11 protein-coding genes and 1 pseudogene are annotated in these 12,740 nt (G+C 69.5%); 1 reads left to right on the top strand and 11 read right to left on the bottom strand.

Annotated features, from left to right (window positions below; genetic code table 11):
• Positions 1–264: 264 nt before the first annotated feature.
• From AMK33_RS41430 to AMK33_RS17615, 11 genes and pseudogenes are all read right to left on the bottom strand, one after another.
• A pseudogene (locus AMK33_RS41430) lies at positions 265–366 on the bottom strand (shikimate dehydrogenase); the annotation flags it as partial.
• Entirely contained in the window at positions 363–2,048 is a 1,686-nt protein-coding gene (mltG, locus tag AMK33_RS17660; protein ID WP_073933780.1) for an endolytic transglycosylase MltG, read from the bottom strand. The gene mltG and the pseudogene AMK33_RS41430, both read right to left, overlap by 4 nt.
• Positions 2,049–2,175: 127 nt before the next feature.
• Positions 2,176–2,670, bottom strand: coding sequence for a Holliday junction resolvase RuvX (gene ruvX / locus AMK33_RS17655; protein WP_073933779.1), 495 nt, complete (start codon positions 2,668–2,670; stop codon positions 2,176–2,178).
• The gene (alaS, locus tag AMK33_RS17650; RefSeq protein WP_073933778.1) at positions 2,667–5,339 is read right to left on the bottom strand and encodes an alanine--tRNA ligase; all 2,673 of its coding nucleotides are present in this window, start codon (positions 5,337–5,339) and stop codon (positions 2,667–2,669) included. Before alaS ends, ruvX begins: the two co-directional genes overlap by 4 nt.
• Positions 5,339–5,728, bottom strand: coding sequence for a hypothetical protein (locus AMK33_RS17645; RefSeq protein WP_073933777.1), 390 nt, complete (start codon positions 5,726–5,728; stop codon positions 5,339–5,341). Before AMK33_RS17645 ends, alaS begins: the two co-directional genes overlap by 1 nt.
• A 7-nt stretch (positions 5,729–5,735) precedes the next feature.
• A complete protein-coding gene (locus tag AMK33_RS17640; RefSeq protein ID WP_107425133.1) occupies positions 5,736–6,188 on the bottom strand; it encodes a DUF948 domain-containing protein in 453 nt (150 codons plus the stop codon).
• 190 nt (positions 6,189–6,378) lie between these two features.
• Positions 6,379–6,993, bottom strand: coding sequence for a 30S ribosomal protein S4 (gene rpsD, locus AMK33_RS17635; RefSeq protein ID WP_073933775.1), 615 nt, complete (start codon positions 6,991–6,993; stop codon positions 6,379–6,381).
• 301 nt (positions 6,994–7,294) lie between these two features.
• Entirely contained in the window at positions 7,295–8,650 is a 1,356-nt protein-coding gene (locus AMK33_RS17630; protein ID WP_073933774.1) for a replication-associated recombination protein A, read from the bottom strand.
• Positions 8,651–8,693: 43 nt separating this feature from the next.
• Positions 8,694–9,362: a vitamin K epoxide reductase family protein gene (locus AMK33_RS17625; protein WP_073933773.1), complete on the bottom strand. Its 669-nt coding sequence runs from the start codon at positions 9,360–9,362 to the stop codon at positions 8,694–8,696.
• Positions 9,363–9,625: 263 nt separating this feature from the next.
• Entirely contained in the window at positions 9,626–10,888 is a 1,263-nt protein-coding gene (gene hisS, locus AMK33_RS17620) for a histidine--tRNA ligase (RefSeq protein WP_073933772.1), read from the bottom strand.
• Positions 10,889–10,899: 11 nt separating this feature from the next.
• Positions 10,900–11,610, bottom strand: coding sequence for an MBL fold metallo-hydrolase (locus tag AMK33_RS17615; RefSeq protein ID WP_073933771.1), 711 nt, complete (start codon positions 11,608–11,610; stop codon positions 10,900–10,902).
• 183 nt (positions 11,611–11,793) lie between these two features.
• Between AMK33_RS17615 and AMK33_RS17610 the strand changes: the two genes are divergently transcribed.
• Positions 11,794–12,615, top strand: a complete 822-nt coding sequence (locus AMK33_RS17610; protein ID WP_073933770.1) for a peptidylprolyl isomerase — start codon at positions 11,794–11,796, stop codon at positions 12,613–12,615.
• The last annotated feature ends 125 nt before the right edge of the window (positions 12,616–12,740 follow it).

Here is a 12,740-nt window from a genome sequence, read left to right as displayed (position 1 = left end):
CGACTTTCCTACCGAACGCCGATCATGATAGCCACAGCATGAAGAAGTCATGCGGGGCCGGCAGCGGGAAATGACTGGATCACGAAATTCGGAGAAATCTGGCGCAAGTTGGTCAACTCGTCCGTCAGTACCGACGCTTGGTCCGCATTGACCATGTAAGCCGTGATACCGCAGGACTCCGCCGCCGGCCCAATATGGCTAATTCCGATCTCCCCCGGGTCCACTGCCGGCGGGGGAACGCCTCGTCGAATGGTGGAAGATTCCGGACAGCCCCAGTTCGGCAGCGGCGGTGCGGCGCAGCACCGGGGAGAGGGAATGCGCGATCGGGGAGCCGAGTACGGCGGTCCTGTGGGCGGCGGGCGTCAGTTTCCCCTCGACGCGTTGAACTTCTCGACGAGCTTCTGGTGCTCATCGATGGTCTTGGCGAACTCGGTCTTGCTCATGCCGTCCGTGGCCACGAAGTACATCCAGCCGTCGCTCGTCGGGTTCAGCGCGGCCTGCAGCGCCTCCTCGCCCGGATTGCTGATCGGGCCGGGCGGCAGGCCCTTGTTGGTGTACGTGTTGTACGGGTCGGGGTTGCTGTTGATCTCCGACTCGGAGATGTCGATCTCGCTCTGGCCCAGGAGGTAGTTGAAGCTCGAGTCGAACTGCAGCTCCTGGTTCGTCTCGGTGTTGGTGGGCTTGAGCCGGTTGTAGATCACCTCGGACATCTTGCGGAAGTCGTCGTGGGTCTTGCCCTCCACCTGCACCAGGCTCGCGACCGTCACCAGCTCCCACGGCCCTTCGAGACCGAGGCTCTCGGCCTTGCCCTCGAAGTCCAGCTCCTCGTACTTCTCGGTGGCACGAGCCACCATCTGTTTCAGCACGGCCTCGGGTTTCTGGCCCTTGGCGACGGCGTAGCTGGACGGGTAGAGGAAGCCCTCCAGCGGATCCTTGAGGTTCTCGTGGTTCACGGCCCAGTCGGGCAGGCCCAGGGTCTTCCACTTGGTCTCGGCGACCTTGGCCGTGGTGCCCTTGTCCAGCTCGAGGCGCTTGTCGATGAGCTCATAGACGACGACGCTGCGCTTGCCCTCGGCGATGACCAGGTTGTCGCGACTCTTGGGACTGAGCATCAGTTCGACCGCGCTCGCGGCCGACATCTCCTTCTCCAGGGTGTAGACGCCGTCCTGGATACTCTTGCCCTGCGGGTTGGCCGCCTGGGCCGCGACGAAGGCGTCGACGCTCTTGACCACGCCCATCTTCTTGAGCTCCTGGCCGATGGCGTACCCGCCGGAGCCCTTGGGAATGACGACGGTCACCTGCTCGCCGTTGCCGGCCCCCGCGAAGTCCGGGGCGCTGCCGAAACGATCCTGGTAGAACTGGTAGCCGAAGTAGCCGACACCGGCGAGGCCCCCGCCGAAGACACCGACCACGACGAGGCAGGCCAGGCCGCTGCGCCGTTTCCTCTCCTTGCCGCCCCGGCCCCGGCGGTCGCCGCGCCCGCTCCGGTCGCCCGGCTCGTCGTCGTCGGTGGCGGCGTCATCGTCATCGCCCGCGAAGAAAGCGTGTTCGCCCTGGTCGGGACCCGGGTCCCAGTCCGTCTGCGGCTCCGGTTCGGCGCGGCGTCGGCCGGGGGGCTCGGGCGGTGGGTAGGCGTCGGCTGTGCCGTAGTGGTCGGGCTGCTCCCCGCCGTACGTCCCCGGCTGCTGCGCGTACGGGTCCGTCGGGTCGGCGGCGTAGGGATCCTGCGGGTAGGAGCCCGTGGGCCAGCCGTTCTGGTCGTACTGCGGCTGTTGCTGCTGAGGGGCGTACTGCTGCTGGTCGTACTGCGGCTGTTGCTGCTGGTCGTACTGCGGGTACTGCTGCCCGCCGTACCCGTGCTGCTCGCCGGTGCCCCAGTCGTCGTACTGCTGGTGCGTCTGCGGCTGCTGCGGATAGTGCTGTGGCTGGCCGCCGTAGGGGGACTGCTGACCCTGCTGGGTCTGCTGTCCGCCCCATCCGCCGTCCCCGTACAACGGGTCGTCCGGATGCCACGGTTCGGAGCCCTGGCCCCGGCCATACTCAGTCATTGATCCCCTAGAGCCGCGAGACGGCGGGCACGCGGCCACCTGAAGACCACGGCTCCCGTACCGCCTCTCTCTGCGCGGCGGCTGTTCGAACACCGTCCGCATCGCGCGGAACGTTACCGTACCGCGATCAGATGACCACTTCGACGCCCTCACCGGGTGGCCTGCCTGACACCCGTTCGGATTCCAGTGCCTGCTGGAGGATGATCACAGCGGCGACCTGGTCGATGACCGAGCGGCCCTTTTTGGACCTGACGCCGGAGGCGCGCAGTCCCTGGCTCGCCGTGACCGTGGTCATCCGCTCGTCGACCAGGCGCACCGGGACGGGCGCGATGCCGCGGGCCAGCTCCTGCGCGAAACCCCTGACCTTGGCCGCGGCCGGGCCCTCGCCCCCCTTGAGGGAGCGGGGGAGACCGACGACGACCTCGATCGGCTCGTACTCCTCGACGAGCTGCCGCAGCCTGCGGTGGGCGGCGGGGACGTCGCGGCCGGGGACGGTCTCGACCGGCGTGGCGAGGATCCCGTCGGGGTCGCACGAGGCGACCCCGATACGGGCGTCCCCCACGTCGACGGCGAGACGGCGACCCCGGCGCAGCGCCGGGGTGTCCCGCTGGTCCTCGCTCACTTGGCGGTGTCCGCCACGAGACGCTCGACGGCGTCGACGGCCTCGCCGATGGCGGCCGGGTTCTGGCCGCCGCCCTGGGCGACGTCCGGCTTGCCGCCACCGCCGCCGCCGAGGGTCTTGGCGGCCGTGCGGACCAGTTCGCCGGCCTTGAGGCCGCGCTCGCGGGCGGCGTCGTTGGTGGCGATGACCGTCAGCGGCTTGCCGTTGTTCACGGTGAACAGGGCGACGACGGCGGCCCGGCCGCCCTGGATGCGGCCCCGCACGTCGAGGACCAGCTTGCGCAGGTCGTCCGGCGTGGTGCCGTCGGGGACCCGGCCGGTGACAAGGGCGATGCCGCGGACGTCCTTGGCGGACTCGGCGAGACCGGCGGCAGCCTGGAGCACCTTCTCGGCGCGGAACTTCTCGATCTCCTTCTCGGCGTCCTTCAGCTTGCCGAGCATGGCGGAGACCTTCTCCGGAAGCTCCTCCGGGCGGCCCTTGATCAGCTCCTGGAGCTGGGCGACGACCGTGTGCTCACGGGCGAGGAAGTTGTAGGCGTCCACGCCGACCAGGGCCTCGATACGGCGCACACCGGAGCCGATGGAGGACTCGCCGAGCAGCTTCACCAGACCGAGCTGGGCGGTGTTGTGCACGTGGGTGCCGCCGCACAGCTCCTTGGAGAAGTCGCCGATGGTGACGACGCGCACGCGCTCGCCGTACTTCTCGCCGAACTCGGCGATGGCGCCCTGCTTCTTGGCCTCGTCGATGCCCATGACGTCGGCGCGCACGTCGAGGTCGCGGGCGAGCACTTCGTTGATCTTCTGCTCGACGTCGGTCATCACGGCCGTCGGTACGGCGGACGGGGAGCCGAAGTCGAAGCGGAAGCGGCCGGGCTGGTTCTCGGAACCGGCCTGGGCGGCCGTCGGGCCGAGGGCGTCGCGCAGCGCCTGGTGGGTGAGGTGGGTGGCCGAGTGGGCGCGGGCGATGGCCGTACGGCGGCGGCCGTCGATGGAGGCCTGGGCCTTGGCGCCGACGGTGACCTCGCCGACCTGGACGACGCCCTTGTGGACGTACACGCCCGGGACCGGCTTCTGGCAGTCGCGGATCTCGATGACGGCACCGGTGTCGACCTTGATGCGGCCGGTGTCGCCGATCTGGCCGCCGCCCTCGGCGTAGAACGGGGTGCGGTCGAGGACGATCTCGACCTCGTCGCCCTCGGTGGCCGCCGGGGAGGAGGCGCCGTCGACGAGGATGCCGACGATCGTGGACTCGCTCTCGGTGTCGGTGTAGCCGACGAAGTCGGTGGCGCCGGCCTTGTCGGCGATCTCCCGGTAGGCGCCGGCGCCGGCGTGGCCGGTCTTCTTGGCCTGGGCGTCGGCCTTGGCGCGCTCCCGCTGCTCCTTCATCAGACGGCGGAAGCCGTCCTCGTCCACGGAGAGCCCCTGCTCGGCGGCCATCTCCAGGGTGAGGTCGATCGGGAAGCCCCAGGTGTCGTGGAGCAGGAAGGCCTTGTCGCCGGCGAGGACGGTGCCGCCGGAGGCCTTGGTGTCGCTGACGGCGGTGTCGAGGATGTTGGTGCCGGCCTTCAGCGTCTTGAGGAAGGCGTTCTCCTCGGCGAGGGCGACCTTCTCGATGCGCTCGCGGTCGGTGACGAGCTCGGGGTACTGCTGGCCCATCATGCCGATGACGACGTCGATCAGGTCCTTGACGACCGGACCGGTGGCACCGAGCAGGCGCATGTTGCGGATGGCGCGGCGCATGATGCGGCGCAGCACGTAGCCGCGGCCCTCGTTGCCGGGGGTGACGCCGTCGCCGATGAGCATCACGGACGTACGCATGTGGTCGGTGACCACGCGCAGGGAGACGTCGGAGGCCTGGGCGTCGCCGTAGGCCACGCCGGTGAGCTCGGTGGCCTTGTCGATCACGGCCATGGAGGTGTCGATCTCGTACATGTTCTGCACGCCCTGCAGAATCATGGCGAGCCGCTCGAAGCCCAGGCCCGTGTCGATGTTCTTGCTCGGCAGGTCACCGAGGATCTCGAAGTCGTCCTTGCCGGTGCCCTCGCCCCGCTCGTACTGCATGAAGACGAGGTTCCAGATCTCCACGTACCGCTCGTCGTTGACGGCGGGGCCGCCCTCGACGCCGAACTCGGGGCCGCGGTCGTAGTTGATCTCGGAGCAGGGGCCGCAGGGGCCGGGGACGCCCATGGACCAGAAGTTGTCCTTCTTGCCCAGGCGCTGGATGCGCTCGGCGGGCACGCCGACGACGTCGCGCCAGATCTGCTCGGCCTCGTCGTCGTCCTGGTAGACGGTGATCCACAGGCGCTCGGGGTCGAGGCCGTAACCGCCCTGGTCCCGGGTGCTGGTGAGCAGCTCCCAGGCGAGCTTGATGGCGCCTTCCTTGAAGTAGTCGCCGAAGGAGAAGTTGCCGCACATCTGGAAGAACGTGCCGTGGCGGGTGGTCTTGCCGACCTCTTCGATGTCGGGTGTGCGCACGCACTTCTGCACGCTGGTGGCGCGGTCGAAGGGCGGCTTGACCTCGCCCAGGAAGTAGGGCTTGAAGGGCACCATGCCGGCCGGGACGAGCAGCAGAGTCGGGTCGTCCGCGATGAGCGACGCCGAAGGGACGACGGTGTGCCCGCGCTCCTCGAAGAAGCTCAGCCAGCGGCGGCGGATCTCGGCCGACTCCATCAGTGGTCCTCATTCCGGTTGTACGGGTACGTCGGGTACGTCTGGTGTGTCCGGTGCGTCGACTTCCGCGCCGGGCCCTCGACGTACTTGGGGGTGTTGCGGTTCTCGATGACGGCGTAGCCGCGGGGCGCGGGGAGTTCGCGGTCGACGGGGGCGTTGAGCCCGAGCGCGTCGCCCAGTTCGGCTTCCCGCCGGGCCATGTTGTCGCGGACCTCGAGCGCGAAGTCCACCGCGCGGTCCTTGAGCCGGCCGCCGGTCTCGATCGCCTTGTTCGCCGCGGTGACGGCGAGGTGCTCGGGCGTCAGCTGCTTGATCTTGCGGTTGACCTTGGTGGTGGCCCACACGCCGGCGGCGACGCCGGTGGTGAACCAGAACGTTCGGCGGAACATCGCTGGGTCAGTCCCTCTTTCCCCGGGTCCGCTTTTCCCGCCGCGCGCCCGGGACGGTGCGGCCCACGATCACGTTGCGCCTCGGTTCCTTGGCCGGGGCGTCGTCCTTGCGGCCGCTGACGGCGCGGCGCACGCCGTAGCCGAAGGCGGCGACCTTGACCAGGGGGCCGCCGAAGGTGGAGGCCACGGTGGTCGACAGCGCGGAGGCGTTGGAGGTGACCTCCTGGACGTCGGAGGCGATCGCGTCGACCCGTTCGATCTGGGTCTGCGCGGAACGCACCGCCGCCGAGGCGTCCGCCAGCAGGGGGACGGCCTGGTCGGTCACGTCCGCCACGAGCCTGGTGGTCGCCCGGAGCGTCTGGGCCAGCCTCGCCAGCGCGACGGCGAGGAAGGAGACCAGGATCGCCCAGAACACGGCCACCAGGATTCCGGCCACCTCGCCACCGGACACTGTGTGCACCCGCTCCCTTGAAACGCGCCTGAACATCGAGAAAGTCGTGGGGTCGAGCCTATCGCGCCGGTGACGGGACTCCGTACCGGATTACCGTCCGCCACCGGCGGAGTCGCGGGAAGCGACGACGAACCCGCCGCCTCGCCCGCCCGGAGGGGCGGGGAGACGGCGGGTTCGGGATACCGCGCGCCTGCTGGGGTCAGCGGGCGTAGTACTCGACGACGAGCTGCTCGTCGCAGATCACCGGGATCTCCTTGCGGTTCGGCTCACGGTCCAGGCGGAACGCCAGGGACTTGAGGTTCACCTGGAGGTAGCGCGGGGTCTCACCGTCGGGGGCGAAGCCGCCTTCACGGGCGATCGTGAAGAGGGTCTTCTCCTTGCTGCGGTCGCGGACCTGCACGACGTCGTCCGGGCGGACACGGAAGGAGGGCTTGTCGACCTTCTTGCCGTTGACCTGGATGTGGCCGTGGGTGACCATCTGGCGGGCCTGGTAGATCGTGCGGGCGATGCCCGAACGCAGGACCAGCGCGTCGAGGCGCCGCTCCAGCTCCACGATCAGGGCCTCACCGGTCTTGCCCTGCACCTTGGAGGCACGCTCGTAGGCGCGCACCAGCTGGCGCTCGGAGAGGTCGTACTGCGCGCGCAGACGCTGCTTCTCCAGCAGACGGACCTTGTAGTCCGAGTTCTGCTTGCGGCCACGGCCGTGCTCGCCCGGCGGGTAGGGGCGGGCCTCGAAGTACTTGACGGCCTTCGGGGTCAGCGCGATGCCGAGGGCACGCGACTTCTTGACCTTGGGGCGGGACTGGTTCGCCACTTCTCTTCCTTTTCCTTTTCGGCTGCCTCAGGGTTACGGGAGGTCGCATCCGCAGCCGGGGAATTCCCCTCGGGTCCGTGAGGACCTGACGGGCAGCCGCTCCCCTGGTCTGGGCACATACGTGCAGCACACGAACGGCCCACCGACCGGTCCCGGGACTTACGGGGGGTGGTGGGCTGCCCGCGACACCTACGACGGTGCGCGACGCTCCTGGATCGAAGGATCCGGCTGGGTGTCCCGCCTGAGGCGCCGACCGGAGCCGGACACGGGACTCAGCACTCCGGCAGATTCTACAGGGTGGTCAGGACCGCTTCCGACCGAGGTGCTTCCTGGTCCACTCCACCGCGTCCGCGTACCGCGCCTCCGCGCCGTGCCGGGTGGGCTCGTAGTACGCGCGGTCCTTCAGGGCGTCCGGCGCGTACTGCTGTTCGGCGATGCCCTCGGGCAGGTCGTGCGGGTAGGTGTAGCCCTTGCCGTGCCCGAGCTTGGTCGCGCCCTTGTAGTGGCTGTCCCGGAGGTGGGACGGCACGGGACCGGCCAGTCCCTTGCGTACGTCGTCCAGGGCGGCGCCGATCGCGGTGGTGGCGGCGTTGGACTTGGGGGCGAGGGCGAGGGCGATGGTGGCGTGGCTGAGGGTGAGGGCGGCCTCGGGGAAGCCGATCATGGCGACGGCCTGGGCGGCGGCGACCGCGATCGGCAGCGCGTTCGGGTCGGCGAGGCCGATGTCCTCGCTGGCGGAGATCATCAGGCGGCGGGCGATGAAGCGGGGGTCCTCGCCGGCCTCGATCATGCGGGCCAGGTAGTGCAGGGCGGCGTCCACGTCGGAGCCGCGGATGGACTTGATCAGGGCGCTGGCGACGTCGTAGTGCTGGTCGCCGTCGCGGTCGTACTTCACCGCGGCCCGGTCGACCGTCTCCTCCAGCGTGGCCAGGGTGATCGCCGCCTCGCCCTTGTCGAGCGCGGCCCCCGCGGCGGCCTCCAGGGCGGTGAGCGCGCGGCGGGCGTCGCCGCCCGCGATGCGCAGGAAGTGGTTCTCGGTGTCCTCGGGGAGGGTGACGGCGCCCTTCAGGCCCCGCTCGTCGGTGAGGGCGCGCTTCAGCAGGTCCCGGATGTCGTCGTCGGTGAGCGGTTCGAGGGTGAGGAGGAGGGAGCGGGAGAGCAGCGGGGAGATGACCGAGAAGTAGGGGTTCTCGGTGGTCGCGGCGATCAGGGTGACCCAGCGGTTCTCCACGGCCGGGAGCAGGGAGTCCTGCTGGGCCTTGCTGAAGCGGTGGATCTCGTCGAGGAAGAGGACGGTCTCCTGGCCGTACCCGCCGGAGGCGCGGCGGGCGCCGTCGATGACCGCGCGGACCTCCTTGACGCCCGCGGTGATCGCCGACAGTTCGACGAAGCGCTTGTTGGTGGCCTTGGAGACGACGTAGGCCAGGGTCGTCTTGCCGGTTCCGGGCGGGCCCCAGAGGATCACCGAGGAGGGACCCGCGGGGCCCGAGGCGCCCTCGCCGACCAGTCTGCGCAGGGGGGAGCCGGGCTTCAGCAGGTGCTGCTGGCCCACCACCTCGTCGAGGGTGCGCGGACGCATCCGGACCGCCAGGGGGCTGCCGGTCGGGTCCTTCTCCTGGCGTTCTTCTGCTGCGGCGGTGAACAGGTCGGGCTCCACGCTGAAACCCTAAAGCACCGCACCGACAGCCCGGGGCGGGCGGTCAGCTGGTCCAGAACTCCCACCAGCGGGTCAGGATCAGCATGCCGATGATGCCGATGTGCAGGACCGGCATGACCCAGGTGAACTCGCCGAAGAAGCCCTTCAGCCAGCCCGGGGCGGGCAGGAAGCCCTGGCGGATGTTGAACGACGTCACGTACCAGAACATGATGATCGTGGCGACCCAGGCCAGGCAGCACCACAGGCACAGGGCGTTGATCCGGTACAGGGACTGGAACATCAGCCAGGCACAGAACACGACACCGAAGAGGGTGCCGGCGTTGAAGGTGAGCCAGTACCAGCGCGGGAAGCGGGCCCGGGTGAGCAGGCTCATGCCGACGCAGACGACGATGCCGTAGGTGACGAGGCCGAGCATCGGGTTGGGGAAGCCGAAGACGGAGGCCTGGTCGCTCTCCATGACGCTGCCGCAGGAGACGACGGGGTTGAGGCTGCACCCGGGGACGAACGTCTCGCCCTTGACCTTGGCCTCGAGCAGCTTGAACTTGTCGAGCGTGATCACCCACGCGGCGAGCACGCCGGCGGCGCCGGTGATCACCAGGAGCAGGGCGAAGGCCCGGCTCGCGCCCTCCGTGCGCGGCGCGGAGGCGGCGCGCTGCGGTGCGGCCGAGGGTTCGGGATCCATGTCGACGTCCCTGACTGTCGTCTTGCTCATCACGCCGATTCCGTCACTGGGGAGTGTGGACCTGCTTCGGGCAGGGGCCATTGTGCCGTACGGGGCTGTGGATTCGCCGTTGTGCGGACATAAGTGCGTACCGGCGTTCGCCCGTGAGCGTGCGGTTTCGGCCGATGTCCGGGGGACGGTCGCACATGCGCTCCGTTCAGGATCATCCGGCCGGGTGAAGAAGCCCGTACCCGTTGACGACGGAGGCGCCGGTGCCCCGCGCGGGCATCCGGCGCCTCCGTCGGTACGAGGGGTCAGCCGAGCCGTGACTCCAGCTCCGCCACGATCTCGTTGACGCCGACCGCCGTCTGCTCGCCGGACTCCATGTCCTTGAGCTGGACGACACCTTCGGCGAGGTCGCGTTCGCCCAGCACCAGGGCGTAGCGGGCGCCCGAGCGGTTGGCGGCCTTCATCGCGGCCTTGAGGCCCTTGCTCCCGTAGGAGAAGTCCGCGGCCACGCCGTTCTTGCGCAGCTCGGTGACCTTGGCGAACAGCACCCGGCGGGCCTCCTCGCCGAGCGGGACGGCGAACACGCTGGTGGTGGCGGGGAGTTCGAGCTCGACGCCCTCCGCCTCCAGGGCCAGCACGGTGCGGTCGACGCCGAGGGCCCAGCCGACGGACGGCAGCGCGGGGCCGCCGATCATCTCGGACAGGCCGTCGTAGCGGCCGCCGCCGCCCACCGCGGACTGGGAGCCCAGACCGTCGTGGACGAACTCGAAGGTCGTACGGGTGTAGTAGTCCAGGCCGCGGACCAGCTTGGGGTCGTCCTCGAAGGCGACGCCCGCCGCCGTGATCAGTTCGCGGACCTCCTCGTGGTACGCCTTGCAGGCGTCGCAGAGGTAGTCGCGCAGCAGGGGCGCGCCGGTGAGCTGCTTCTGCACCGACTCGCGCTTGTCGTCCAGGACGCGCAGCGGGTTGATCTCCGCGCGGCGCAGCGTGTCCTCGTCCAGGTCGAGGCCGCGCAGGAAGTCCTGCAGCGCGGCCCGGTACACCGGGCGGCACTCCTTGTCGCCGAGGCTGTTGAGCAGGATGCGGAAGTTCTGCAGGCCCAGCGAGCGGTACGCCTGGTCGGCGAGGATGATCAGCTCGGCGTCGAGCGCCGGGTCCTCCGCGCCGATCGCCTCGGCGCCGACCTGGGAGAAGTGGCGGTAACGGCCCTTCTGGGGGCGCTCGTAGCGGTAGTAGGAGCCGGAGTACCAGAGCTTGACCGGGAGGTTGCCCGCCTTGTGCAGGTTGGCCTCCAGGGCGGCGCGCAGCACGGAGGCGGTGCCCTCGGGGCGCAGGGCGAGCCGGTCGCCGCCCTTGGTCTCGAAGGCGTACATCTCCTTGGTGACGATGTCGGTGGACTCACCGACACCGCGCGCGAACAGCTCGACGTTCTCGAAGCCGGGCGTCTCGATGTAGCCGTAGCCGGAGCCCCGCAGCGGGGCGGCGATGGCCTCGCGGACGGCGAGGTACTTGGCGCTGTCCGGCGGGATCAGGTCGTACGTGCCCTTGGGGGCCTTGAAGGTGCTCACGGAAGGTCTCGTCACATTCCTCGTCGGGGAGCCTCGGTGGTGGCTCCCTGGCCGGCGGCCACCTGCCGCAGATACGGGTTGGTGGCGCGCTCCTGGCCGATGGTCGTCTGGGGGCCGTGGCCGGACAGCACCACGGTCGAGTCGTCGAGCGGCAGGCACACGCGGGCCAGGGACTCGAGCATGTCGTCCATGGAGCCACCCGGCAGGTCGGTGCGTCCGATGGAGCCGGCGAACAGCAGGTCGCCCGAGAACATGACCGGCGGGATGTCCGCCGCCTCGGGCAGGCCGAAGGTCACCGACCCCTTGGTATGGCCCGGCGCGTGCGCGACGGAGAACGTGAGGCCCGCGAGGTCCAGCCGCGTGCCGTCGGTGAGTTCCCTGACGTCGTCCGGCTCCCCCACCGTCAGTTCGCCCATCAGCGGCATGCCGATGGCGCGGCCGATGCCCTTCTCGGGGTCGCTCATCATGTACCGGTCCTCGGGGTGGATCCAGGCCGGTACGTCGTGCGCTCCGCACACCGGGACGACCGAGGCGACGTGGTCGATGTGACCGTGGGTGAGGACGACGGCGACGGGCTTGAGCCGGTGCTTGCGGACCGCCTCCGCGACGCCGTCGGCGGCCTGGTGGCCGGGGTCGATGATCACGCACTCCTCACCGGCGGCGGGGGCGACGAGATAACAGTTCGTCCCCCAGGCCCCGGCGGGGAACCCGGCAATGAGCACGATCGTCCTTCGTTGTGTCGATACGGGAGGCTTGCGACGGGGCTGCGCCCGTGGTCAGAGCCTACCGGCGCTGCCGATTCCTCAGCGAACCCATATACGGTACGGGGCACACGCAGGCGGTCGGCTCACCGCACGCACGCACGCGTACCGGCCGGCACACGAGACGCATGAGGAGAGAATCCGGTGGTCAGCCAGGAGCAGCGGCGGCGTCAGCTCGCCCGGGAGAAGTTCTTGCGGCAGCAGCAGCGGCGCACCGAAGCGCGGCGGAAGTCGCGGGTGCGCAACTCGGTGATCGCGTCCGTGCTCGGTGTGGTCCTCGTGGGCAGCGGCGCGCTGTACGCGACCGGGGCGCTGGAGCAGGACGACGACAAGACCAACGCGAACGCGGAGGTCACACCGAGCGCCGCACCGACCAGCAAGGCTCCGGACCCGTGCGACAAGCCCGCCGAGGGCAAGGTCAAGACGGAGACCTGGAAGAAGGAGCCGGCGGTCGCCATCGACAAGTCGGCGAAGTACACCCTGAAGCTGGACACGACCTGTGGCGAGATAGACGTGGCGCTGAAGGCGTCGGCGGCCCCGCACACGGTCAACTCGTTCGACTTCCTGGCGAAGAAGGGCTACTTCGACCACAGCAAGTGCCACCGGCTCACCACGAACGGCATCTACGTGCTGCAGTGCGGTGACCCGACGGGCACCGGCACCGGCGGTCCCGGGTACACGATCCCGGACGAGAACCTGAAGGACGAAAGCCTGAAGGACAACATCTACCCGGCGGGCACGGTCGCGATGGCCAACACCGGGCAGGCGGACAGCGGCGGCAGCCAGTTCTTCCTGGTCTACCAGGACAGTCAGCTTCCGCCCAGCTACACCCCGTTCGGGACCGTCTCGGACGCCGGCATGAAGGTGCTGAAGAAGATCGCCGACGCCGGGGAGAACACCGGAGCGGGTGACGGGGCGCCCAACGCGACGGTCGTGATCGACAAGGCGACCGTCACCAAATCCTGACCCCCAACTGCGAAATTTCGGTCGCGCGGGATGCGGACAGGCATCCCGTCGGTCGCCTATGTTGGCCGTGACGAAACTGTGGACGATGCCCGGGGGAGCTTCGAGGCCCCCTCGACGGCATCATG

The sequence above is a fragment of the Streptomyces sp. CB02400 genome, from assembly GCF_001905725.1.
Lineage (GTDB): Bacteria > Actinomycetota > Actinomycetes > Streptomycetales > Streptomycetaceae > Streptomyces > Streptomyces atrovirens.
Note: the sequence above shows the minus strand (reverse complement) of the source record. Positions and strands in the feature narration are given on the sequence as shown.

Coding starts and splice junctions, on each gene's coding strand:
- alaS (WP_073933778.1), bottom strand. CDS start 5,339: ATGGAGTCGGCCGAGATCCGCCGCCGCTGGCTGAGCTTCTTCGAGGAG.
- AMK33_RS17645 (WP_073933777.1), bottom strand. CDS start 5,728: ATGTTCCGCCGAACGTTCTGGTTCACCACCGGCGTCGCCGCCGGCGTG.
- AMK33_RS17625 (WP_073933773.1), bottom strand. CDS start 9,362: ATGAGCAAGACGACAGTCAGGGACGTCGACATGGATCCCGAACCCTCG.
- mltG (WP_073933780.1), bottom strand. CDS start 2,048: ATGACTGAGTATGGCCGGGGCCAGGGCTCCGAACCGTGGCATCCGGAC.